Annotated in this window: 23 protein-coding genes; 3 read left to right on the top strand and 20 right to left on the bottom strand. The window is 62.9% G+C overall.

The window, feature by feature from the left end; translation table 11 throughout:
* Positions 1 to 79 precede the first annotated feature (79 nt).
* The 6 genes from JOH52_RS19085 to JOH52_RS19060 form a co-directional block, all read right to left on the bottom strand.
* Complete coding sequence (locus JOH52_RS19085; RefSeq protein ID WP_014527219.1) at positions 80 to 1,294, bottom strand: MFS transporter; 1,215 nt, start codon at positions 1,292 to 1,294, stop codon at positions 80 to 82.
* Positions 1,295 to 1,367: 73 nt separating this feature from the next.
* Positions 1,368 to 2,801 (bottom strand): M81 family metallopeptidase, encoded by a 1,434-nt coding sequence (locus JOH52_RS19080; protein WP_017269356.1) that lies wholly within the window; start codon positions 2,799 to 2,801, stop codon positions 1,368 to 1,370.
* An 8-nt stretch (positions 2,802 to 2,809) separates the two neighbouring features.
* On the bottom strand, positions 2,810 to 4,729 hold the full coding sequence (locus tag JOH52_RS19075) for a beta-N-acetylhexosaminidase (RefSeq protein ID WP_017271864.1): 1,920 nt from the start codon (positions 4,727 to 4,729) through the stop codon (positions 2,810 to 2,812).
* Positions 4,730 to 4,753: 24 nt separating this feature from the next.
* Entirely contained in the window at positions 4,754 to 5,530 is a 777-nt protein-coding gene (locus JOH52_RS19070; RefSeq protein ID WP_010975681.1) for an SDR family oxidoreductase, read from the bottom strand.
* 19 nt (positions 5,531 to 5,549) lie between these two features.
* On the bottom strand, positions 5,550 to 6,413 hold the full coding sequence (locus JOH52_RS19065) for a MurR/RpiR family transcriptional regulator (RefSeq protein ID WP_014527222.1): 864 nt from the start codon (positions 6,411 to 6,413) through the stop codon (positions 5,550 to 5,552).
* A 20-nt stretch (positions 6,414 to 6,433) separates the two neighbouring features.
* Positions 6,434 to 6,823: a RidA family protein gene (locus JOH52_RS19060; RefSeq protein ID WP_010975679.1), complete on the bottom strand. Its 390-nt coding sequence runs from the start codon at positions 6,821 to 6,823 to the stop codon at positions 6,434 to 6,436.
* Between the two features lie 117 nt (positions 6,824 to 6,940).
* Here JOH52_RS19060 and JOH52_RS19055 point away from each other — a divergent pair, with 117 nt between their 5' ends.
* Both JOH52_RS19055 and JOH52_RS19050 read left to right on the top strand, forming a co-directional pair.
* Positions 6,941 to 7,432, top strand: coding sequence for a hypothetical protein (locus tag JOH52_RS19055; RefSeq protein ID WP_026030250.1), 492 nt, complete (start codon positions 6,941 to 6,943; stop codon positions 7,430 to 7,432).
* Positions 7,433 to 7,454: 22 nt separating this feature from the next.
* Positions 7,455 to 8,927 carry a M81 family metallopeptidase gene (locus tag JOH52_RS19050; RefSeq protein WP_014527224.1) on the top strand — a complete coding sequence of 491 codons (1,473 nt, stop codon included), beginning with the start codon at positions 7,455 to 7,457 and terminating at the stop codon, positions 8,925 to 8,927.
* Between the two features lie 80 nt (positions 8,928 to 9,007).
* Here JOH52_RS19050 and JOH52_RS19045 read toward each other — a convergent pair whose 3' ends face one another.
* The 11 genes from JOH52_RS19045 to osmF all read right to left on the bottom strand — a co-directional run bounded on the left by JOH52_RS19045 (position 9,008) and on the right by osmF (position 19,492).
* The gene (locus tag JOH52_RS19045; protein WP_010975676.1) at positions 9,008 to 9,391 is read right to left on the bottom strand and encodes a VOC family protein; all 384 of its coding nucleotides are present in this window, start codon (positions 9,389 to 9,391) and stop codon (positions 9,008 to 9,010) included.
* A 150-nt stretch (positions 9,392 to 9,541) separates the two neighbouring features.
* Positions 9,542 to 10,042 (bottom strand): GNAT family N-acetyltransferase, encoded by a 501-nt coding sequence (locus JOH52_RS19040; protein ID WP_010975675.1) that lies wholly within the window; start codon positions 10,040 to 10,042, stop codon positions 9,542 to 9,544.
* A 2-nt stretch (positions 10,043 to 10,044) separates the two neighbouring features.
* A complete protein-coding gene (locus JOH52_RS19035; RefSeq protein WP_010975674.1) occupies positions 10,045 to 11,178 on the bottom strand; it encodes an ABC transporter ATP-binding protein in 1,134 nt (377 codons plus the stop codon).
* Between the two features lie 88 nt (positions 11,179 to 11,266).
* Positions 11,267 to 12,496 (bottom strand): ABC transporter substrate-binding protein, encoded by a 1,230-nt coding sequence (locus JOH52_RS19030; protein ID WP_017277540.1) that lies wholly within the window; start codon positions 12,494 to 12,496, stop codon positions 11,267 to 11,269.
* 29 nt (positions 12,497 to 12,525) lie between these two features.
* Positions 12,526 to 13,383, bottom strand: a complete 858-nt coding sequence (locus tag JOH52_RS19025; RefSeq protein ID WP_010975672.1) for a carbohydrate ABC transporter permease — start codon at positions 13,381 to 13,383, stop codon at positions 12,526 to 12,528.
* Positions 13,380 to 14,264, bottom strand: a complete 885-nt coding sequence (locus JOH52_RS19020) for a carbohydrate ABC transporter permease (protein WP_010975671.1) — start codon at positions 14,262 to 14,264, stop codon at positions 13,380 to 13,382. Before JOH52_RS19020 ends, JOH52_RS19025 begins: the two co-directional genes overlap by 4 nt.
* 12 nt (positions 14,265 to 14,276) lie before the next feature.
* Positions 14,277 to 15,437 carry a Gfo/Idh/MocA family protein gene (locus JOH52_RS19015; RefSeq protein WP_014527226.1) on the bottom strand — a complete coding sequence of 387 codons (1,161 nt, stop codon included), beginning with the start codon at positions 15,435 to 15,437 and terminating at the stop codon, positions 14,277 to 14,279.
* Between the two features lie 188 nt (positions 15,438 to 15,625).
* A complete protein-coding gene (locus JOH52_RS19010; RefSeq protein WP_014530464.1) occupies positions 15,626 to 16,363 on the bottom strand; it encodes an ABC transporter permease in 738 nt (245 codons plus the stop codon).
* On the bottom strand, positions 16,363 to 17,301 hold the full coding sequence (locus tag JOH52_RS19005) for an ABC transporter ATP-binding protein (RefSeq protein ID WP_010975668.1): 939 nt from the start codon (positions 17,299 to 17,301) through the stop codon (positions 16,363 to 16,365). The genes JOH52_RS19010 and JOH52_RS19005 overlap by 1 nt, the downstream gene beginning before the upstream one ends.
* Positions 17,298 to 18,497, bottom strand: a complete 1,200-nt coding sequence (locus JOH52_RS19000; protein ID WP_014527228.1) for an ABC transporter permease — start codon at positions 18,495 to 18,497, stop codon at positions 17,298 to 17,300. Before JOH52_RS19000 ends, JOH52_RS19005 begins: the two co-directional genes overlap by 4 nt.
* A gap of 77 nt (positions 18,498 to 18,574) precedes the next feature.
* Entirely contained in the window at positions 18,575 to 19,492 is a 918-nt protein-coding gene (gene osmF / locus JOH52_RS18995) for a glycine betaine ABC transporter substrate-binding protein OsmF (RefSeq protein ID WP_014530465.1), read from the bottom strand.
* A gap of 238 nt (positions 19,493 to 19,730) precedes the next feature.
* Here osmF and JOH52_RS18990 point away from each other — a divergent pair, with 238 nt between their 5' ends.
* A complete protein-coding gene (locus JOH52_RS18990; RefSeq protein ID WP_013850733.1) occupies positions 19,731 to 21,104 on the top strand; it encodes an FAD-containing oxidoreductase in 1,374 nt (457 codons plus the stop codon).
* 195 nt (positions 21,105 to 21,299) lie between these two features.
* Here JOH52_RS18990 and JOH52_RS18985 read toward each other — a convergent pair whose 3' ends face one another.
* The 3 genes from JOH52_RS18985 to JOH52_RS18975 form a co-directional block, all read right to left on the bottom strand.
* Positions 21,300 to 22,094, bottom strand: a complete 795-nt coding sequence (locus tag JOH52_RS18985) for an arginine deiminase family protein (protein WP_017271860.1) — start codon at positions 22,092 to 22,094, stop codon at positions 21,300 to 21,302.
* 33 nt (positions 22,095 to 22,127) lie between these two features.
* Positions 22,128 to 22,556 carry an OsmC family protein gene (locus JOH52_RS18980; RefSeq protein WP_010975663.1) on the bottom strand — a complete coding sequence of 143 codons (429 nt, stop codon included), beginning with the start codon at positions 22,554 to 22,556 and terminating at the stop codon, positions 22,128 to 22,130.
* Between the two features lie 20 nt (positions 22,557 to 22,576).
* Positions 22,577 to 23,023, bottom strand: a 447-nt coding sequence (locus tag JOH52_RS18975; protein WP_209566057.1) for an RbsD/FucU family protein, incomplete at its 5' end; no start/stop codon positions are given.

The raw sequence follows: 23,023 nt of genomic DNA, 5'->3' as shown, positions 1-23,023 counted from the left end.
ACTTGGGCTGGCTGGACTCCTGTGACAGGCACAGGAATGAGGGGTGGTTGAAGGTGAGGCCGGGCAGCCTCTGTCTTCTTCAGGACGCAGACGCTTTTCCTCGGCGGTCGCCATCCAGGAAAAGCAGCAGCAAGAGCCCGGCGATGCCTGCAAGGGAGCTTAGAAGCGCGGCTCCCGAATAGTCGCTGATGCGCGTTCCGAGCGCAAAAAGAGCGGCGCCGAATCCTGCCCCCAGGAAGACGTTCACCGAGATCAGCGAACTGCCCAGACCGGGCCGGTCCGCGATCAGTTCCTGCAGATAGGTGATCGGGATGCTGATCAGCGCCGCTGCGCCGAAAGCGCTGATGAGCGTCAACGCATAAATGTGCCAGCGCTCGGTCGAAAGCCCGAGCAGGGCCATGTTCAGGACATAGATTGCCGTGCCGAGCGCGAGCGCATCGATATGGCTGAGCCGGTACTGGATACGTCCCCAGACCACGATGAACACCACCTCCAGAAAAGCGACGATACCGACGATGATGCCGATGTCGCTCACCTTGCCGCCGGCTGCACCGGTGACGATCAGCGGCAGCACCGCCGCAGTGACGTGCAGCATTGACGAGATCAGGGCGATGGCGAGAAGCCGTGCCAGAACGCGCAGCGATAATATCTCGCCGAAGGACGCGAGAAACGAGAGGCGTTTGCCCAAAGCACCGTCCACGCTCGCCTTTTCCGGCAGCAGCCGCAAGACGAGCACGAAATTGGCGAGACAGCCGAGGCTTGCCAGAAGATAGGCCGGCAGCATGCTGCCGCGCGCCGACAGCACCAATCCGACCAGTCCGGGAACCAATACCCAGGAGAGCGATATGGCCGCACGAATGCCGGAATTGACGGCAGCCGCATGCCTGCCGCCCATCTCTTTCGCAGCCGTGCGGACATAGGCGAAGAGCAGCGGATTGAGTGCGCCGTGAACGGGCAACAGCATGAGGGCCGCAAGTACGAAGCTCCCCTTAGTCGGCAGCAGATAAACCGCCCCGTAACCGACAACCCCGCAGAGAATGACCGCCAGCATCAGTGTCCGGTAATTGCCGACGCGGTCGGCGACGATGCCGATCGTCACGCTGACCGCAACATTGACCAGTGCCGCTGCGAAGATCAGCGCCGAATAGAACCCGTCGCTCAATCCCAGTTCGGTGATGCCGACGACCGATTGGTAGGGCGACGTCGCGGCCCCCGAAAAACCGAACAGGACGATGGCGATCATGCTCGTCCGGATGACCGGATTGCGCATGGCGATCAACAGCGGGGAAGACATGAGGGGGCAAAGTCCGCGGAAGGGGAACGTCTTGACGAAACCCGCCCGGAGACTCGGGGGCGGGTCTACAATCTCAGGTCCAGCGAGCGGACAGGCTGGCGCTGGGGTGAAACTCGAAATCGCGGTCGAAGGGGAAGATCGGCCGCTGCCGGTGCAGGCTTTCCAGCTTCTCGATATCCTGATTGACGACGCCGTTCGTCAGCGCCATCAGGTTCGGATTGGCGATCGGCGCAAGCTCCGGCGAGAGGTAACCGGACTTGACGACGAGCAGCCGCGCGGTCCCCGGGTGGAGACCGAGGCGGGCAAAGTCCTCGATGTTATGATAGGGGCGGCGTCGCGCCGACAACACGACCACTATGCCTCCGGCCTGAACCACCGCCTGCCGCTCGGCAACCGGTCCCGGATCATCCAGATGCACCACTTTGGCCTCGACCTCTGCGGACGGGCTCGACGGGTCGAGACTGCCGCCGATCCGCAACGTCAGCGTTCCGCCCGCGCCGGTCACGAAACAGGCTTCGACGGCCGGCCGATCGGCAATGCCGGCGATCAACGCATCGCGCCAGCCGCGCTCGAGAAGCGCGATCAACACATCCGCCCGGTCGCCGACGCCGCCACCCGTGGGGTTGTCGCCGGAATCGGCAAGGATTACGGGCGCCGTGGTCGCCCGCTCGGCGATGCCGAGCATGTCGGCCAGCGATCCGGTGAGCGATCCGAAATGAAAGTTGTCCCTTTGCTGCCAGTAGTTTGCGGCGATTTCCTCAGCCGCCTTCGAGGCGGCGCCCTTGTCCGAGCCAGTGACGACGGAGCAGGCGGTCGCTCTCGGCTCGTCGGCCCAGACGTAGCCCACCATCAGATTGGCGTCGAGGATGCCGGGCCGCTTGTCGAATTCAGGCAGGACGCGATAGAGGCTCGCCGCCGGCTCGCCCTCCGTCGAAGTGCGTTCTCCGGGAAGGAGAAGCGGCACCCGTGCCCAGGCGACACCGGGCCGCTTGCCGGAACGAAGCGCCTCCACCAGCATCGACCATGCCCGAACCATGGTCTCGCGCGTATCGATATGCGGCGCGGTCCGGTAGGCCGCAAAGATATCGATCTGATCGATGATCCGCTGACTGACATTGCCATGGAGATCGTAGCTGACGGCAAGCGGGCAATCGGGGCCGATGACGGCGCGGGCGGCGGTGATCCAGTCGCCCTCGGCGTCGTCCATCCCGTCGACCTTGATCGCGCCGTGCATGGCGAGATAGAGCCCGTCGAGAGGGAGCGCGGCTTTCAGCCGCGCCAGGAACTCGGTCTTGAAGGCGTCATAGGCCGGGCGCGAAACCGGCCCGCCGGGGACGGCCCGCGCATGCAGGAGCGGAAGGTGGTTTATCCCTTCAGCGCGCAGGAAGCCGAAATAATCAGACCGCAAGAGGTCCTCTCCCCTCAGCACCCGGAAATCTTCGACCGTCATCAATACGGGCGAATAGGTGCTGCATTCCGTATGGATTCCACCGACGGCGATCCGCATGGCTCAACTCACAGAATGGGGCTCAAGGGCGCGATCGCGGCAAAGCGCAGCCAATCCTTGTCGTCCTTCGGGGTCCAGGCCGCCTCGGCGATTGCCGGCAGCCGGGGAAAGACGAGGCGGTTGAAATAACCGCGCGACAGGAAATGCTCGGACCAGATGCAGGCCTGGACTCCCTTCATCCGGCTCTTCAGCTCTTCCGGGAACTCTCCTTCCGCCTCATAGGCATAGGTGTGCGCCGGCGTCGCCGTGCCGGCCCAGCTCGCGCCGGGCTCCTGCCACGCATCCGCCTGGGCCATGTCGAGATAATAGGCCTGACCCGGGGTCATCACGACGTCGTAGCCTTCGCGCGCAAGCTCGATGCCAACTTTCGGGTTCTCCCAGGCCATCAGCAGCGTGCCCTCGGTTCCAACGCCGCCGCCATGCGCGACCTCGTTCCAGCCAACGAGTTTGCGCCCGCGCGCCGTCAGCATCTGTTTCACCTTCTTGAGGAAATAGGACTGCAGCGCGAAGGTGCCGGAAATCCCTTCCTGCTCCATGAGCTTTCGCGCCAGCGGTGACGCGAGCCATGAGCCGTCGGCCACCTCGTCCCCGCCGACATGGATATACCGGCTGGGAAAGAGCTCGACCATTTCGTCGAACACCTTCTCTAGGAATTCATAGGTGAGCGGGATGGCCGGGTTCAGGGCATTGTTCGGATAGCCCTGGACCGAGTGGTAGCTTTCCGGCGCCTCCTGGCCATCGGAGAGTTCGGGAAGCGCCACGAGCGCGGCAGTGCTGTGGCCGGGTATGTCGATCTCCGGGACGACTTCGATGCTGAGCGCCGCAGCATGCGCGACGATCGCCTTCACGTCCGCGTGGCTGTAGAAGCCGCCGACCGGTTCGGCGCCGTTGCCGAGTTGAGGCAGCATAGGCTCGTCCGGGCCGCGCATGACGCCGAGCGTCGTCAGCGTCGGATAGGCCTTGATCTCCAGCCGCCAGGCTTCGTCGTCGGTCAGGTGCCAGTGGAAGATGTTGAGCTTGAACCAGGCGAGAATATCGATGAGCCGCACGATGTCGGCCGTCGGGTAGAATTGCCGCGAGACATCGAGGTGACAGCCGCGCCAGCCATAGCGTGGCCGGTCCGCGATTTCGCCGGAGGCGGGAAACCTGAAATCGCCTCCGTGGTTTCGCGCGCCGTCGATCAACTGCGCGAGCGTCGTCAGGGCATATTGCCTGCCGGCCGCCGCTCCATAATCAAGCCGGATCTCCCGATCGGAAAAGGCAAGCCTGTAGGCTTCGCCTTCGAGCTCCGCTTTTTTCTTGAAGACGATCGGCAGCCCTTGCGGGGACGGCGCAAGACTGAAGGGAGCGTGTCCGGCCGAAAACAGCCGATGGAATAGAGCGAGGACGTTGGAGACGGCATCGACCTCGTCCGCATTGCTTTCCGCTGCGGGATAGAGGACGTCCGGTACCGCTTCTCCAGGCGCCGCGTCGATCTCGGCAGGCCAGGGCTGCAGCGCGAAAGGAAGCTCGAGCCGGCCTTTGGGAAGACGTACCGGCGGCAGCTCGCTCACGGCGCCTTCGAGACGAAGGTCGGAGACCGCCACGGGAACATGACTGCCATCGGCGAGCGTCAGATAGGCCGACTTCGCCCCGTCGGTGCAATGCTTCGCCTCGCGGTGCAGACCATTGACGGTGAACGTCCAGTGTTCGCCATGGGCGAGCGTCAGTCCTTCGGGCGGCGCGAATTCATGGAAATTGGCGTTGCGGCGCAGGAAAACCGCGTTTTCGCAAGCGGCCCCTTCAATGACGCGGGTGAGCGAGGTGTAGACCAGCCGGAAGGCGCTGAGCGGCCCGCCCGATAGATTGAAGAGGCTGAAGGTGAAGCGCCCGAACGGACCGCCATCCGGTTGCCAGGCAGATTCGAGGCGATAGAGAACCGGCAGCATGAACATCCTCCCAAGGTGGAATTGTCAGTAATGGATCGATTGCGAGAAGGTCCGCGCGACTTCCGCCTGTCCGGCGGTCAGCCCGCAGTCGACCGGCAGGCAGATGCCGGAGATGGCTCCGGCGGCGGGGCTGGCAAGGAAATGCACCGCTTCGGCGACGTCCTTCGGGTCGACGATACGCTGCAGGGGATACCAGCGCTTCGCCTCCTCGAAGACCTGCGGATTGGCGGCTGCGCGTGCCTCCCAGGCCTGCGTGCGCACCGTGGCCGGCGCCACCGCATTCGCGCGGATGCCGAACTTGCCGTATTCGACGGCGATCAGTCGCGTCAGGTGCAGAAGGCCCGCCTTGGCGGCGCTATAGGCCGGATGGCCGAAAACATTCATGCCGTTCACCGAGGCGATGTTGACGACCGAGCCCCGGCTCTCTTTCAGCATTTCTTCGACAGCCCGGAAACAGAGAAAGGCCGCTTCGAGGTTGAGTGCATTGTCCATGCGCCAAATGTCCTGCGTGGTGTCGTGCAGGCTGACCGCGCGGGCGGCACCCGCATTGTTCACGAGGGTGCGCACGGTGCCGACGGAGGCGGCAGCCTGCGCCATTGCGGCCACGCTTGCGACGTCCGTCACATCGCAGGGGACGGCCAGGAAGCGCTCCGTTCCGCCGAGTTCACGCGCCGTCCTCTCCGCCGCCTCAGTGTTGATGTCGGCTACGAGAACGGTGTCGTGTCCGTCGCCCAGGCGCGCGGCGATAGCGCGGCCGATGTCGCCGGCAGCTCCTGTGACGATCGCTACGGATTTCGGCATCGGCGTTCCTTCTGGCACGTCAGTCTCCGAGAAGCTGTCGGTCGTCGCCATCCCTGTGCACCACCAGCTGCTGCTTGATGCGCCTGAGCGTCACCGTCGCCTGCGGCTGGACGCGGTAGGCGACGAGGCTCGCGACGATATCGAGCAGTGCGATGTAGGCGATACGGGTGGAGGTCGGACGATAGATGTTGTTTCCTTCCGGCAGGTCGACCGGCACGGTGATATCGGCGGCCTGCGCGACCGGACTGCCGCTCTGGGTAAGCGCGATCGTCGGCACCTTGGCCTCGCGCGCAAGCGTGAAGGCGCGCACGATCTCCGCATTGCGTCCCGAAAAGGAGGAGCCGACAATAACGTCGGCCGGCCGTGCGGCCGCCGCCATCATCATCTGCATGCTGTGATCGGAACTTGCGGTGATGCGCAATCCCAGGCGGAAGAGACGGTTCTGGAACTCCCCGGCGATCATCGAGGAGTTGCCTCCGGAACCGAAGGCATAGATCATTTCCGCTTGCGCAAGCCGGTCGGCTGCCCGCTCGATCGCTACAAGGTCGAGCGAACGGTGCAGCAGGAAGAGCGCATTCTGCGCCTTGGTGATGATATCCTGTGCCACATCCCCGGGCTCCTGGCTCTTCGGCTCGGGCTTCAGGTAGCGCATGCCGACATAGGGTGTGCGTGCCAGCTGCACCTTGAAATCGGAAAAGCTCTCGCAGCCGAGGCGCCGGCAGAAGCGCGTGACCGTCGGCGGCGAAACGTCGGCCTTGCCGGCAAGCTCAATGATCGAAGCGTTCACCGCAAACTCGAAATCGTTGAGCAGGATATCGGCGATGCGGTTCTCCGATTGGGATAACCGCCCCCTCTCCTCCTGCAGTGTCGCGAAAATATCCATCGAACGGCGCCCTTCCCCCTTCAGGCGTCCTTCGGCTTATAGGCGACGCAATCGATCTCCACCTTGCAATCGACCATCATGGAGGACTGTACGCAGGCGCGCGCCGGCGGATGAGCTCCGAAATAATCCTGATAGATCCGGTTGAAGCTCCAGAAATCGCGCGGATCGTCCAGCCAGACGCCAACTCTCACCACGTGCTCGACACCGTAGCCGGCCTCTTTCAAGATGGCCAGAAGATTGCCGATCGCCTTGTGCGTCTGGGCGACGATGTTGCCGCCGATGATCTCGCCGTTTTCCATCGCGACCTGACCGGAGACGTGAAGCCAGCCGCCCGCCTCCACGGCACGTGCGAAAGGCAATGTTTTTCCGCCTGCGCCCACCTGTTCGGCACCATAGCGCTTGATCGACATCGAGGACCCGTTCTGCAAATTATTTTCTTTATCCGTTGACAAATGACCATAGAACACGGAATTTGGCCAGTGAAAATCGACATTTATGAAAAGAATTTCAATACCGGGCAAAAATGCATGCGGAATCCCTTCCAGAATCCGTTTCCAGAAAGCGACACGGCGCGCCATTCCATATGGGAGATGTTGGTTAGCCGCGATATCGACGCGTTCCTGGCCGCCGACTGGTCGATGGTAGCCGACGATTTCGTCGAGGAGAGCTTCATCGGCATCGACGGACGGCGGGAGACGAACCCGGACAAATGGCGGCTCACCTTTCCCTCGCTCGCCGTCTATCGCGACGAATGGCTGCGCCAGGCGCGGGACTTCGCCGGGCAGTCCTTTGCCGAGGATCCGCGGGAAGCGATCTTCACCACCACGACCCTGGAAGACATCGAGGTCGACGGAGAGCTTGCCCTTGCGCGCAAGAAATTCGACGGCGGGCTGAAGAAAGCGGACGGCACGTTCGACGTGATGAAGTGGCAGACGGTTTACTATTGCCGCCTCCACCGGGGCCGGTGGAAAATCTGCGGCTTCACCGGCTATCTCCCCAATCCGATGGGGTCGAACTGAGTTGACGGACAAGGCGAAGCCATTGCGCATCTTCACGGCGGCGCTCGCGACCGAGACGAACACCTTTTCTCCTATCTGCATAGACAGGCGCGCATTCGAGGCATCGCTTTATGCTCCGCCCGGAAAGCACCCCGAAACGCCGACGCTCTGCACCGCGCCGATCACCGTCGGCCGCCGCGTGACCGCGCAAAAAGGCTGGGAACTGATCGAAGGCACCGCAGCCTGGGCGGATCCTGCCGGTCTCGTCAATCGCCAGACCTATGAGGATCTGCGTGACGAAATTCTCGGCCAATTGCGTTCCGCCCTGCCCGTCGATGCCGTCGTTCTGGGCCTGCATGGGGCAATGGTCGCCGACGGCTGCGAGGATACCGAAGGCGACCTGCTTCAGCGCGTGCGCGAAATCGTAGGTGCGGACGTGCTCGTCTGCGCCGAACTCGACCCGCACAGCCACCTCACCGCAAGGAGAGCGGCGGCCGCGGATTTCTTCGTCTTCTTCAAGGAGTTCCCGCACACCGATTTCGTCGAACGCGCCGAAGACCTCTGGCGGATCGCGATCGATACGCTCGAGGGCCGCGTAACGCCGGTGATGTCCATTTTCGACTGCCGGATGATAGACGTCTTCCCCACCTCGCGCGACCCCATGCGCAGCTTCGTGGACAAGCTGATGCAGATCGAGCGGGACGATGCCGATGTGCTGTCATTGTCCGTCGTGCATGGATTCATGGCCGGCGACGTTGCGGAAATGGGCACCAAGATGCTGGTCGTCACCAACGGCAAGGCGGAGAAAGGCGAGGCTCTCGCCCGTGAGCTGGGTCTCGAGCTCTTCTCCCGCCGCGGCACGTATCGCATGCCGGAGATCGACGAACGCCAGGCAGTGGCACAGGCGCTGGCGGCTCCGGCCGGTCCCGTGGTGATTGCCGATATGTGGGATAATCCAGGCGGCGGCACGGCGGGCGATGCGACGGTCGTGTTGGAGGAACTCATTGCGAGGAACGCGACCGACACGGCGATCGGCACGATCTGGGATCCCATGGCCGTGCAGATCTGCATGGCGGCCGGCGAAGACGCCGAGATCCCCTTGCGCTTCGGCGCGAAATCCGGGCCCGGCACGGGGCGGCCGATCGATGGCATCGTCAAGGTCGTCAAGCTGGTGCGCAATGCGGAAATGCGCTTCGGAGAGAGCTTCGCCCCCTTCGGCGACGCCGTTCATATCCGCTTGCATGGCATCGACATCATCCTGAACACGACGCGCGCCCAGAGCTTCGACCCGAGCCTTTTCTCGGTGATGGGCATCGATCCCACGTCGAAAAAGATCCTCGTGATCAAATCCACGAACCACTTCTTCGCGTCATTCTCCAAGATCGCGTCCGAGATCCTCTATTGCTCTGCCGGGACGCCCTACCCCAACGACCCGGCGCGGACTCCCTATCGGCGCGCAAGGCGCGACATCTGGCCGATGACGACCGACCCGCACGGGTTGGCGGGAGGCTTGTGAACCTCCTAGGCGCGCTCGCCGGCTGAACCAAGCGAGCCGACAAGTCGGAACTTTCCGAGCTGATCTGGGGACCTGCGTCGTCAGCGAACCGCCGGCTGAAACAGCTCTACAATGTTGCCGGAAGGATCAATCAGCAGTATCTGCGATCCGCCGGGCCCGGTCACGACGTCGTTGCGAAACCTGACGCCGGCGGCGCGCAGGCGCTCGACCTCGACAGCCAGGTCGTCGACGATGAGATGAATCCGGTTCCAGCCGCCCGGCGAAGGACGTTCGCCGTCCGGCATTGGCCGGCCCGCTGAGCTCAATGGGCCGCTCAGCAATAGCCGCAGGGCTCCCCGCCTGACATCCGCGAAAGCGGGAGCGTGGTTGGAGAGAAGCGAAAAGCCGAGATGCTTCGTGTACCATTCGACCGCAGAATCGACGTCGTCGACCATGTAACGCACGTTGACGGTTGTTTCCGACATTCCCGCCTCCCGATCCGAGTTCACCAAAGCAACCTGAATGCGCCACCGATTTTCGCGCGATTGCTCGTGACGTCAATGTCCTTTCGCAACTGCTGGCCACCCTCGCTCCCACGTGCGGCGAGGGTGGCCGCATGTGGGACGGGCCGGCACTCAATCTGCGATGCGTTTCACCATGATGACATCGTCGATCTCCCGACCCTCGTGAAGAAAACCGCTTGGTATGCGGCCGGCTACAGAAAACCCCTCGCGATGGTAAAATCGGATCGCCGCCGGGTTGTCGGCGCTGACGGCAAGCTCCAGCTGTTTGATGCCCTCGTTTCGTGCGTAATCCGCGACAGCATCCAGAAGCCGCTTCGCAAGCCCGGTTCCGCGCAGTTCCCGGCGCAGATAGACCATGACGAGCGTCGCACGATGCGCCATCTTGCTTGCGCTCTGACGCATCAGGCCCATGATCCCGACTGGAACATCGTCCTGGAAGGCAACGAAGACGGGGTTGCCGACGGTTCTGCGCCGCCACTCCTCGTCCGGCAGCTTTTCCCAATCTTCGGCGCTGCTGGCAAAGAAGGCAGGCTCCGTCCGCAGCGCTTCCAGCCGAATGCTGCGGAAGGCCTCGGCTTCGTCGATACCAAGCAGCCTGATCGTCGCGCTCACGATTACGCCGCCGCCGGGTCGAAGAGCGCCATGTCGATGTCGGTCATCTCGACCCGGCGCTCGAAGGCCGTGCCGTTCTCGTCGAAGAGATGGCAGTCGACGGCGCGGATGCCGGTCCTGATCGGTTCGTCCGCACGAATCGCGAGCGTTCCCGGCAGCATGGCGCAATAGTTCTCGCCCTCTCCGTCGAGCGCCACATAGGCCACGGTGTGAGCGCCGAGACGCTCGATTACCGATGGGGTGACCGTCAGCGTCAGGTCAGCGGCACCCATCTGGATGTGTTCCGGCCGGACGCCGAGCGTTAGGGTTCGGCTGGCCATGCCCGCGCGGGGAACGACCGGCACGAGGATAGTCTGCCCCTTGTAGTCCACTTCCACGCCGGCGTCGGTGACGCCGGTGCAGGCGACCGGCAGGAAGTTCATCTTCGGATGCCCGATGAATCCGGCGACGAATATATTGGCGGGCTTGTGATAGAGCTCGAGCGGCGCTCCCGTCTGAGCGATCTCACCGGCATTCAGCACGACGATCCGGTCCGCCATCGTCATCGCCTCGACCTGGTCGTGCGTGACGTAGATCATCGTCGCCTTCAATTGCCGGTGCAGTTTCGCAAGCTCGATGCGCATGTCGGCGCGCAGTGCAGCGTCGAGGTTCGACAGAGGCTCGTCGAAGAGGAAAATCTTCGGCTCGCGCACGATCGCCCGGCCGATCGCCACGCGCTGGCGCTGGCCGCCCGAAAGCATGCCGGGCTTCTGCTCCAGCCGCTGGTCGAGATGCAATATGCGGGCGGCATGTTCGACCTTCGCCTTCAGCTTCTCCTCGGGCATTTTCTCGACCCTGAGCGGAAAGGCGATATTCTCGAACACGCTCATATGCGGGTAGAGTGCATAGGACTGGAAGACCATGGCGATGCCCCGCCTGACCGGCGGCAGATCGTTGACGCGTTTCCCGTCGATGACGATGTCGCCGGCGGTCGTCTCGTCAAGCCCCGCGATCATTCTGAGCAATGTGGACTTGCCGCAGCCGGAAGGCCCGACAAAGACCACGAATTCGCCATTCCCGACTTCGAGCTCGATGCTCTTCAGCACCTCGTAGGTGCCGTAGAATTTCTGAACCTTGTTGAGAGTGAGCTGTCCCAATAAACTGTCTCCGGCCACCGGCGCAGCGGCATTTCCGCCAATATTGAAGGCGGAACCGCCGAGCCGAAGCCCCGCGGTCCCGGCGCGTTTACTTGTACTGTTCGAGGTCGGCGGCCGCCTTCTTCAAGGCATCCGCCGGCTCGGCCTTGCCGGTCACCACCGACTGGACCATCTCGATCATCGTGTTCTGAAAACCTTTGAAGTCCTTGAAGAGCGGCTCCGGGCCACCATAGGCTATCCCGTCGATAAACGGCTTCCAGGACGGATCGGCCTTGACGAATTCGTCCACCTTCGGAGACGGCCGAAGCGGCGTCAAACCTGCACCGCCCTGCAACTCGTACTCGCCCTGCGGGCCGGGAGAGGTGATGAACTTGGCGAACTCGATCGCCTTTTCTTCGACACCCGTATCCTTGAACACCACAAGGCTGTCGGTGATCAGCAGCGTGCCTTCGCCCTTGGCCGAAGGGCCGAGCGGCAGCGGCGCTACACCCCAATTGACCTTCGTTTCCTTCAGCCGGGCGGCAGCTCCGGAGCCCGATTGGATCATGCCGACTTTCCCGTCAAGGAAGATGGCGCGGATTTCGTTCTGCTCGTAAGCCGTCGCCCCCTCGACAGAAAAGGGAGTGATGTCCTTGTAGGCCTGCAGGGCGGCAAGGACTTCCGGGCTGTCGATGACGATATTGTCGCCGTCGATGACCTTGCCGTTATTGGTATAAACCCAGTGCATGAACTGGTGCATCGTGTTGTCGAAGGTCTTGGCCGGAAGTCCGTAGCCCGCAATGCCGGTCTTTTCCTTGATCTGCTTGGCGAAGGCGATCTCCTCGGCCCAGGTTTTGGGCGGGACTTCCGGGTCGAGACCGGCCTGCTTGAAAAGGTCCTTGTTCCAGTAGAGTGCCTTGGTGGAAAATGCGATAGGCACGCCCCACTGCGTTCCCTCGAACGTCACCGTGTCGACGATATTCGGATAGTAGCCCTTTTTCTCGTCCTCGGTCATCGGGACCGGAACGATCAATTCGTTCTCGGCGAACTCCTTGAGCGCGCGCGATCCGACATAGGCCATGCCGACCGGAGTCCCGGCCACGGCAAGCGTCGTCGCCTTGTCCTGACACTGGGCCCAGCCGACGACTTCGGGCGTCACCTTCCAGCCGGGATTCTTCCCCTCCCATTCCTTGATGTATTTCTCGTGGATAGGATCGATCGTGTCGCCGCAATAGATCCAGCTGATTTCCTGGTCCGCGGCCTGTGCGGCGACGCTGCCGAGAGCGGTCGATCCGAGCAGCGCAAGCGTGAGAAAGGTAGCTTTGTAGGCAATAGTCACTGATGAAACTCCCCTGTTTTAATGGTTGCTTATTGTTTCACCGCGCCGGCGGTCAGGCCGCTGACGAGATAGCGTTGAAGGAAGAAGATCACGATCACGGCCGGGGCGATGCCGACGAAACTTGCCGCCATCAGCTCGTTCCAGACCACCTCCTGCCGGCCGAAATAGGCGAAAAGGCCCACGGGCAGCGGCATGTACTCGCTCTTCGAGTTGAAGGTCAGCGCGAAAATGAACTGCTGGGCATAGGAGCCGATGAAGGTGGTGATCGCCACTACGGTGATGCCCGGCATGGCGATCGGCAGGATCACCCGGCGTAGCGTGTAGAAATGGCTTGCACCGTCGACGAAGGCTGCCTCGTCCAGCTCGCGCGGGATGCGCATCATGTAGGTGCGCAGAAGCCAGATAGCGGAGGGGATCAGGAAGGCGACACCCGGCACGATCATGGCGAAATAGGTGTTCAGTACGCCGAAGCTGCGCATCAGCCGAAAGAGAGGGATGAGCAGCACGGCGCCCGAGAACATGTTGACCGCCAGGAAAGCGGCAAGCAGCGCCCCGCTGCCGCGGAACTTGAAGCGCGCAAAGGCATAGGCCGCCGGCACCACCAGCGCCAGCACGACGGCTGTCACGATGATGGAGATGAAGAAGGAGTTGAAGATATAGCGGGCGAAGCCCGGCACGCTTACCCACATGGTGCGATAGGCCTCGAAGGAACCGTTCTCCGGCCAGAAGCGGTAGGGAGAGGAAAAGAGGCGGCCCAGCGGCTTCAGAGATACGAGGAAGCCTTCGACGAAAGGCGCGAGGATGAAAGTGAGGAAGACGAAGATGCCCCCATAGATGCCGACGAGCTCGTACCAGCGGTAGCGGTTGATCATTGCGGGCTGGCTCATCGGCTTTCTCCCGTGGCAAGGCGGTGCGTGACGCGGAAATAGGCGATGCAGAAGATCGACAGGAAGATACAGATCAGCACGGCGCGCGCCGCGCCCTCCCCGTATTTCTTCGAGCCGATCGCGGTCCGGTAGGTGTCGATGATCATCGTCGTCGTGTCGCCGTTCGGCCCGCCCTGGGTCAAGATCCAGATGATGTCGAACGAGTTGAAGGTGGCGATCAGCGACAGCATCGACATGGTGATCATCGACGGCACCAGAAGCGGCAGGGTGATGCGGCGGAAGCGGTAGAAGCGCCCTGCTCCGTCAGTCCAGGCGGCCTCGTAGAGATCCTGCGGGATCGCCTGCATCGAGGCGAGCATGTAAAGCGTCACCAGAGGCACGCCGATCCAGACGTCGGTGACGATGGTCGCCCAGAAAGCGGTGGAGCCATGCGCCAGGAAGGCGACCGGACCGTCCACCAGCCCCCAGTTCTGGAGCGTCCCGGAGATCATTCCGAACTGGCCGTTATACATCCAGCCCCACATGAAGATGCCGATCGCCATGGGCACGATCCACGGCGGCATGGTGAGCACGCGAAAAAGCGCCCGCCCCGGCACTGCGGCGTTCAGCATCACCGCTCCGAATGTGCCGATGATCATCTTGATCGTCACCGAGAAGGCGGTCCAGACGAAGGTGCGGAGGATCACTTCCGCGAAGGTGGCGTTGAAGATCTTGTCGTAATTGGCCGTGCCGACCCATTTGGTCGTCTTCTTCAGCGAGGCGTCGGTGAAGGACAGGACGAAGGTATCGACCAGCGGATAGGCGACGATAACCGTCACGTAGAAGACGGCCGGAAGAAGCAGGACCCAGGCGAAGATGATCGTGCTGCGCCGAACGCTCATCCCCTCCCCCTCTCAAGCCGCACGGGCATGCAGGGCTTCGTCGAAGCGGTCCCAGAGCGGCCGAAGATCGACGACCGTCCTCTTCATCCGCGCCTCGTCCATGGACAGCGCCAGAATGCCCGCTTCCAGCGCATCGAGCGGCGAGACCGGCAGGGGACCGCCATCCCGCACATGCGCGATGATCTCGGCCGCCATCTGCTCGTCGGCGCCGTAGTGTTGCGAAAGTGCCGTCTCTTTGGCGTAGCGCTTCTCCACCACCTTCCGGCCCGACAGCACCTCGTGCACGTCCAGATAGCCGCGGATGAAGTCGCCCTCCGCCATGCCGCGCGATCCGATGACGCAAAAGCGACGGAACTGGTCCGGCACGTTGAGGTTGGTGTGGAAGTTCATCGCGACGCCGTTGGCATATTCGACGATGGCGACCTGATAGTCGATGATGTCGCCATCACTGTCGAAGACCTTGTCGGAGCCGAGCCAGCCGCTCGGCTTGCGGTGGAAAAGCTGCAGGTCGTTTACGCCGTCGCGGCTGGGATCATTGGCCGGGATGAAGCTCTTGCGGCCGCCGAAACTGGCGACGCGTTCCGGGCGCGCGCCGACCACGCCGTTGTAGAGATCGAGGTCGTGGCAGCATTTCTCGAGCATGAAGCTTCCGGCATAGCGTCCATAGCGGCGCCAATCGCGCATGAAGAACGCGCCATGATAGGGCTCTATGTGCTCGGCGGCCTCGATCGAAACCACATGGCCGAGCGTTCCTGCGGCTTGCGCGGCGCGCAGGTCACGATAGAGCGGCGCATAACGCAGCACGAGGCCGACCATCAGCCGGTCGGGCCCGTGTTTCGAAAGCAGCGCCGCAAGTTCCAGGCTCTGCTCGATCGTGCTGACGATGGGCTTCTCGCAGAAGATCTTGAGCCCCGCCTCGAGGCCGATACGGATATGATCGAGATGCATGTGGTTCGGCGAGCCGATCATCAGGAGATCGAGCTTTTCGCCGGCGATGAGCTCTTCAGGCGTGGCGTAGGCCCTGCCGGCGGAAATGCCTTTCTCGGTAAGCGTGGCAAGGCCGGCCGGCTCGGGATCCACATATCCCGCGACCTCGAAGGCTTCGTCGATCGCCTTGAAGACATAGCCCAGGTATCCCAGACGGAATCCGAGTCCGATTATCCCGACTTTCATGCTCGCGCTGTTCCCTTGTCTCGGCGTAATTATTTTTCGTAGACTGGGACAGATTTTTCATTGCGTCAATGAAAAATCGGAAAATGCGCCAGATTGTGAAATTCATTTTCATTCCTGGCGTTAAGTTTAGCTCACGCCCAAGCTGGCGGCCTGACGCATCGCATCAATTCGATTGGACGCGAGGCGCTTCAGATGTGCGCTCGACCCGCGAATGCCCGTTCAAGCCCCTGGAGCGCATCGTGAATGAGGACGGCAAGCGCTCCAACGATCAAGCCGCCCTGGAGGACAAAAGCGAGATTGTTGGACTGAAGTCCGGCGATGATCACCTCGCCGAGCGTCCTGGCCGCGACCGTCGAGCCGATCGTCGCCGTCGCGAGACTGATCACGACGGAAAGGCGGATGCCTGTCAGGATCACCGGCAGCGCCAGCGGAAGCTCGATCCTGAAGAGCCGCTGGCGGCCGGTCATTCCCGCGCCGCGTGCAGCCTCCATCACCGTCGGCGGCAGAGTGGTCAGTCCGGTCAGGGCATTTTCGAAGATCGGCAGAAGGCCATAGAGGAAAAGGGCGATCAGGGTCGGCTTCTCGCCGAAGCCGTAAATCGGTACCGCAAGCGCGAGGACCGCCACCGGCGGGAAAGTCTGGCCGATGTTGACCAGACTGCGCGAGAGCGGCAGAAACTCGGCGCCGGCCTTCCGCGTAACGATGATCGCCAGTGATACGGCGACGATGGTCGCGGCCACCGTCGCGACGAACACGGTCCGCAAGTGCAGGACCGTCAGCCAGAACAGGCTGCCCTGGTTGTAGACGGCCGGCGCGTTCTCTTGCACCAGAGGTTTCAACAGCGGCTCGAACAAGGCGGGCTGCACCAGGAAAGCCAGCAACACGGCGAGCACGGTCAGCCGAAACAGATTGGGCAGCGTGGCCATCACTGCCGCCTCGCCGCACGCTTCACGATCGCTTCGAGCGTGATCTTGCCCAGGATCGCGCCGTCCGCCGCCGCGACCGGCAGTGCCGAACGGCCCGTCCACAGAAGCTCCGACAGCGCGTCACGCTGGCTGAGAACTTCCGGAACCGGCCGGCCCTCGGCCGAGCCGGGCTCGACCGCCTCGCCGACCGTTTCGATGTCGAGCAGCCGGAATGGACGCTCGCTGGCGCCGACCAGCGTCTCGACGAAGGGCGTGGCGGGCCTGACGAGCATTTCGGCCGGCGTCGCATATTGCACCACCTCGCCCTTGTCCATCACCGCGATCCTGTCGGCAAGGTGGAAGGCCTCTTCCATGTCGTGGGTGACGAGGATGATCGTGGTGCCGAAATGTTTCTGGATGGCGGCGAGGTCGTCCTGCGCCTTGGCGCGGATGATCGGATCGAGCGCGCCGAAGGGCTCGTCCATCAGGAGTACGTTGGGCTCCGCCGCAAGTGCCCTTGCAACGCCCACGCGCTGCTGCTGCCCGCCGGAAAGCTCGTGAGGGTAGCGCGGTCCGAATTCCGAGGGATCGAGCTGGAACAGCTTCAGCAGCTCCTCCACCTTGGCATCGATGCGGGCTTTCTCCCAGCCGAGCAGCGTCGGCACGGTCGCGATGTTCTGCGCGACTGTCCTGTGCGGGAAGAGGCCATGGCCTTGAATGGCGTAGCCGATACGCCGGCGCAGCTCGAAACCCGGAATCGATCGATTGTCCTCGCCGTCTATCTTGATCGTCCCTGCCGTCGGCTCGACGAGGCGATTGATCATTCTGAGGAGCGTCGTCTTGCCGGAGCCGGAGGTTCCGACGACGACGGTGACCGTATGCGGCGCGACCGTCAGCGACACGTCGCTCACGACCGTCGTGTCGCCATAGCGCTTGGATATTTCCTCGATTTCGATCATGCGGCGTTGCCTCGGCTGCGGTTCGGCATGGTCATCTCGATCAGCGCGTCGAGCACGATCGCCGCGGTAAAGGCCAGCACGACAGTCGGAATTGCGCCGAGCAGCACCAGGTCCATCGCCGTCTGACCCACCCCCTGGAAGACGAAGACGCCGAAACCCCCGCCGCCAATAAGGGCGGCGATCGTCGCAAGCCCGATGTTCTGCACCAGCACGATGCGGATGCCGGTCAGGATCACCGGAAAGGCCAGCGGAAACTCGATCGCGACGAGGCGCTGGCGGTCCGTCATGCCGATGCCCCGCGCCGCGTCGTTGGCCGCGTGCGGCACGCCGGCAAGCCCGACGACTGTGTTGGCGACGACAGGCAGCAGGGAGTAGAGGAAGAGGGCGACGAAGGCAGGGGCGGCACCGATGCCGCGGATGCCGATCGCCGCAGCGCCGGGAATATTCGCCGCGACCCAGCCGAGCGGCGCGATCAGAATGCCGAAAAGTGCAATGGAAGGGATCGTCTGGATGGCGTTCAGGACATTGAGCACGCCGGCCCGAAGCCGTTCGACGCGGTGACAGAGAATGCCGAGCGGCAATCCGACGACGGTCGCTGCGACCAGCGAGCCGAGCGCCAGCGTCACGTGACGGCCCGCCTCGGTCCAGAACAGGTCGGAGCGGTTGGCATATTCCTTCATGATCGAAAGGTCGTCCCAGCGGCCGGTGACGAGCATTCCTCCAGCGAGGACGAGGACGCCCGCGAAAACGAGAAGCCGCAGACCAGGCCCCGGATTGAGGCGGGTCAAGGCGTCCGCGACCAACAGGGAGAAGGCGAAGACCAGAACCCAGAAGCCGGAAGCCGGAGACACGCGTGCAAAGCTGTTGTCCGGCGGCGTCAGGTGATCGGCCGCCACCCCGATCAGAAGGGCGAGAGCTGCCAGCGCAGCCAGTGCCACGGCCATCCGCAAGAGGCGCGGGGTCCTGAGAAACGCGACGCCGGCGCCGGCAATCACGAGGGCGAGGAGCCCGTAGCCGAGCGGCGGCGGAAGTGCCTCCAGGATTGCCCGTGCTTCGCCCTGAATGATCCGGTTTGCACGAAACGTCGCGAAAGGCGCAAGGAGAGCGCCATAGAGGACGAGGATCGCGATGATCAGGCCGAGCTTGTCGAAACGAAAGGCCAAGCGTTCCCTTGTCTGGATGATGCCAGTCGCCATTCAGCGGTCCGTTCGAGGCAGGTGAAGGAAGAGCGCGGTCGAATCTTATCGGACCAGCGCCCTCCCCCGACGTCAAGCTATTTCAGGAAGCCGTTTGCCTTCAGAAAGTCCTCGGCAACGGCCTTGGCCGACTCGCCGCCGACCTGCACGCGGCCATTGAGCTCCTGCAGGGTGGTGAGGTCGAGCTTTTCGAAGACGGGCTTCAGGATCTCTTCGATCGCCGGATTTTCCTTGAGAACCGCTTCGCGGATGATCGGCGCCGGCTGATAGACCGGCTGGACGGCCTTGTCGTCCTCGAGAACCACGAGACCGGAGGGCGCAATGCCTCCATCGGTGCCGTAGACCATTGCCGCATTGGCGCCATTCGTCTGGTTTGCCGCAGCCGCGATCGTCGCGGCGGTATCGCCTCCGGAGAGCGTGATGAGCTGTTCCGGTTTCAGCTTGAAGGAATAGGTCGTCTGGAACGCAGGCAAGGCAGCGGCGGAGTTGACGAATTCCGACGAAGCCGCGAGCACGACCTCGCCGCCGCCAGAAACGAATTTGCCGAAATCCGATAGCGTCTTGAGGTTGTTCTTCTCGGCAATGTCCTTGCGCAGCGCGATCGCCCAGGTGTTATTGGCCGGAGACGGCGTCAGCCAGACGATCTTGTTGGCGTCATAGTCGAGCTTCTTCGCCTCTTCATAGGCTTTCGCCGCATCCTTCCAGGCCGGATCGTTGGCCTTCTCGAAGAAGAAGGCGGCGTTGCCGGTATATTCGGGATAGATGTCGATCTCGCCGGCGATGATCGCCTTGCGCACGACAGGGGTCGCGCCGAGTTGCACGCGATCCGTCGTCTTGATGTCGTTGGCGTTCAGGACCGAGAGGATGATGTTGCCGAGAACGCCGCCCTCCGTGTCGATCTTCGAGGAAACGACGACCTCGGCTTCGGCAGCCGCGGTGGTGAGTGCAAGCGCAATGGCGGCACCGATCAGTGTCCTGGTGAAGTTCAGTCGCATGATTGTCTCCCTCGGTTTTGATCTCGAATTTTGATCACGCTTTCCGCGCTGCGTCCGGCCAAGACGTTCCATATATGTCAGCTTTCCGGAAAAAATCGAGCTTAAGCTGTCTGCACTTGATATCCGTTCCATGGCGCCGTCCGGACCGGGCGGCAAACGTTGCCGTCGATGCGCATTGCAATCGGACGTAATGTGGACCACTCTTCCGCCCGGCGCCAGCATCTCTCCGGAGGTTGTCATGAACAAGCATTTCGATGCGATCGTCATCGGTGCCGGCCAGGCGGGACCTTCACTCGCCGGACGGTTGTCGGATGCGGGCAAGACCGTTGCACTGATCGAGCGCAAGCTTTTCGGCGGCACCTGCGTCAATACCGGCTGCATGCCGACCAAGGCGATGGTCGCGAGCGCCTATGCGATCCACACCGCCCGACGCGGAGCCGAATACGGCATGACGACAGGGCCTGTCTCGGTCGATTTTGGTCGCGTCATGGCGCGAAAGGAAAAGGTCCGGCTCGATGCCCGCTCAGGCGTCGAGAAGTGGCTCAAGGGTATGAAGAACTGCACCGTCTTCGAGGGCCACGCCCGTTTCGAAGGTCCGCGTGAGGTCCGCATCGGCGACGAACTGATTTCGGGGGAGCGGATCTTCGTCAATGTGGGGGGCCGCGCCGCAGTTGCCGATCTGCCCGGCGTGAACGACGTCCCTTATCTCACCAACAGTTCGATCATGGACCTTGCCGAGCTGCCGGAACATCTCGTCGTGGTGGGCGGCAGCTATATCGGGCTTGAATTCGCCCAGATGTTCCGCCGCTTCGGCTCCGACGTCACCGTCATCGAAAAGGGCGCGCGGCTGATCGGGCGGGAGGATCCGGAGGTCTCCGACGCGATCCGTGAGATCCTCGAGAACGAAGGCGTTCGAATACGCACGAATGCGGAATGCATCCGCTTCTCGAACCATGCGGACAGCGTAGCCGTGGGCGTGGATTGCACATCGGGCGAGCCGGAGGTGAGCGGTTCTCATGTGCTGCTTGCGACCGGCCGCCACCCCAATACGGATGATCTCGGCCTGGACAAGGCGGGCGTGAAGACCGACGAACGGGGCTATATCGAGGTCGACGACAGCCTGCGCACCAATGTTCCGCATATTTTCGCAATGGGAGACTGCAACGGCCGCGGCGCCTTCACGCACACCTCCTATAACGACTTCGAGATCGTCGCCGCCAATCTCATCGACGACGATCCGCGCCGGGTGAGCGACCGCATCCAGACCTACGCCCTCTATATCGACCCGCCGCTCGGCCGCGCCGGCATGACCGAGACCGAGGCCCGCAAGAAAGGACACAAGCTGCTGATCGGGACGCGTCCCATGACAAGGGTCGGCCGCGCGGTCGAAAAGGGCGAGACGCAGGGTTTCATGAAAGTCATCGTCGATGCGGACACCGACGAGATTCTCGGCGCATCCATCCTGGGCACAGGTGGTGACGAGGCGATCCAGAGCATCCTTGACGTGATGTATGCGAAGAAACCCTACACGATGATCGCCCGCGCGGTGCACATCCACCCGACCGTGTCGGAACTCATCCCGACGGTGTTCGGAGATCTGTCGTCGGCGTAGGGTCGGGGGGATTGCCCCTCATCCGCCTGCCGGCACCTTCTCCCCGCAAGCGGGGCGAAGGGGACCCCTGGGTCCCTCCTCATGCTCCAGCCTCCGCTGGAGAACTGTGGCCGCGCCGCTTGTCCCTTCTCCCCGTCTCGGACGGGGATCCGGCCTGTTGGGCTCATGCAGAACGCCTTCCTGCGCAGGCTCCCGTCAAACCTTTTCGCTGAACCACCTCAGCGACATGCAGGAAAGCCCCGCGTCGATCTTGCCTATCTCCGTGGTCTTCAGCGGGACGACCCCATAGCCGGCCTTGTCGAGCATCTCGATCGTCCTGGGAAAATCGGAACCGACCAAGACCACGTCGTTGACGCGCAGTGCGTTCGCGGCCGGCTCTTCTCCCTCGGGAATGATCATCTGCCTGAACTCCCCGAAGACGCCGGATCGTGCAAGACGATCGGTGGAAAGGATCGTCTCGTCGTCGAGGAGCGAGCAGTCGGTCTTGAAATGCAGGACGCCCTCCGGGGTCGCGACGACCTCGCTCTTGCGCCCGAGTTTTTCGAGGCAGGCCTGCAGCGCCGCCGCGCCCGCCGTGTCGGTTCTCGCCGACAGGCCGATCATCACGCTTTCGCGCGTTGTCAGCACGTCGCCGCCGTCGGCATAGCCTTGCGGCAGGTCGAGCACCGTCTCGAACATGTCACGCAGCGTCGGCGCGATTTCCTCGACTTCCTTGACGCGCGTGGCCGCTCCCGGCCGAAGCAGGACCGCCCCCTCTGTGAAGACCAGAGCGGGGTCCTCCACGAAAATCGAGTCCGGAAAGGCTTCGAGCGCCGGCAGGACCGTGACCTTCACGCCGGCATCGCGCATCGCCTCGACATAGGCGTCGTGCTCGGCCTTCACTCCCTCGTAGGTGGGGCTGCCGCGATCCTCCGCGCGCAAGCCGTTAACGACCGATCGTGACGGCGAGCGCACGATGATGGAATTGAATTGATGGGCCGGACGCGTCATCGCGGACTCTTCTCCCTCTGGTTGGTTTTTTATTTAAGCGGACACGGTGCTTACGAAATCCGGACTGCCGCGCAACGTGTTGCTGACTGTGCAGATCTCCTCCTCCGCCGCCTCCATGATGGCGTGGCGCACGGTGTCGTCGAAATCGCCCTTGATAACGAAGGCGATATCGAACCGCGCGACGCGCGACGGCTCGTCATGGGCCTTCTCACCGGTGACCTTGACCGTAACTTCCGTGAGCCGGTCGAGCACGCCGAAACGGCTCGCGGCGATGCGTGCGCTGAGCACCAGACAGCTCGCGAGCGATGCGTAAAGAAGGTCGAGCGGCCCGAATCCCGGCTGCGAAGGACTGGTGACGATATCGAGTTCGCCGCCGGTCAGCGATGTCACATGCGGAAAGCCGGTGCGGCCGACTACGGCGGTCGCGCCAGTTTCCCGCGTCCTCACTTTGAGCTCGGCCATGGGGCGTAACCTCGCGCGGCTCAGGCGTTTTCCGGGGGAATGACGCCCTTGGTGAAAAGAAAGCAGCCGTAGAAGCGTGTCTCGCCTGTTGTGATGACGCAGTAGGCCTTCTTTGCTTCCTCGTAGAAGGCAAAGCGCTCGATCCCGTACATCGGAGCGGGCTTCCCTTCGGCGCGGTCGATCTCGGCCTGCACCTCGCGCTGCACCGCCGGGACCTCGTCCGGCGCCCCCATGACTTCCATGCGCCCGGCCGAGGGCTGAAGCGGCGTGTCGAGCGGTAGGACCGAAAGGATCGCCCTTGCCGCGCGCGCCGAAGAAACATTGTCGATGTGCAGCAGTTTGCCGAGCGTGGTCTGCCGGGCGATGGCATCCGATGGGAAATTGGTATCGGAAATCACCAGCGTGTCGCCATGGCCCATCGATCTCAGCGCGTGCAGCACATCGGCATTGAGAGCCGGGTCGATATT

The sequence above is a fragment of the Sinorhizobium meliloti genome, from assembly GCF_017876815.1.
GTDB lineage: Bacteria > Pseudomonadota > Alphaproteobacteria > Rhizobiales > Rhizobiaceae > Sinorhizobium > Sinorhizobium meliloti.
This window is presented reverse-complemented; position numbering and strand designations above follow the sequence as displayed.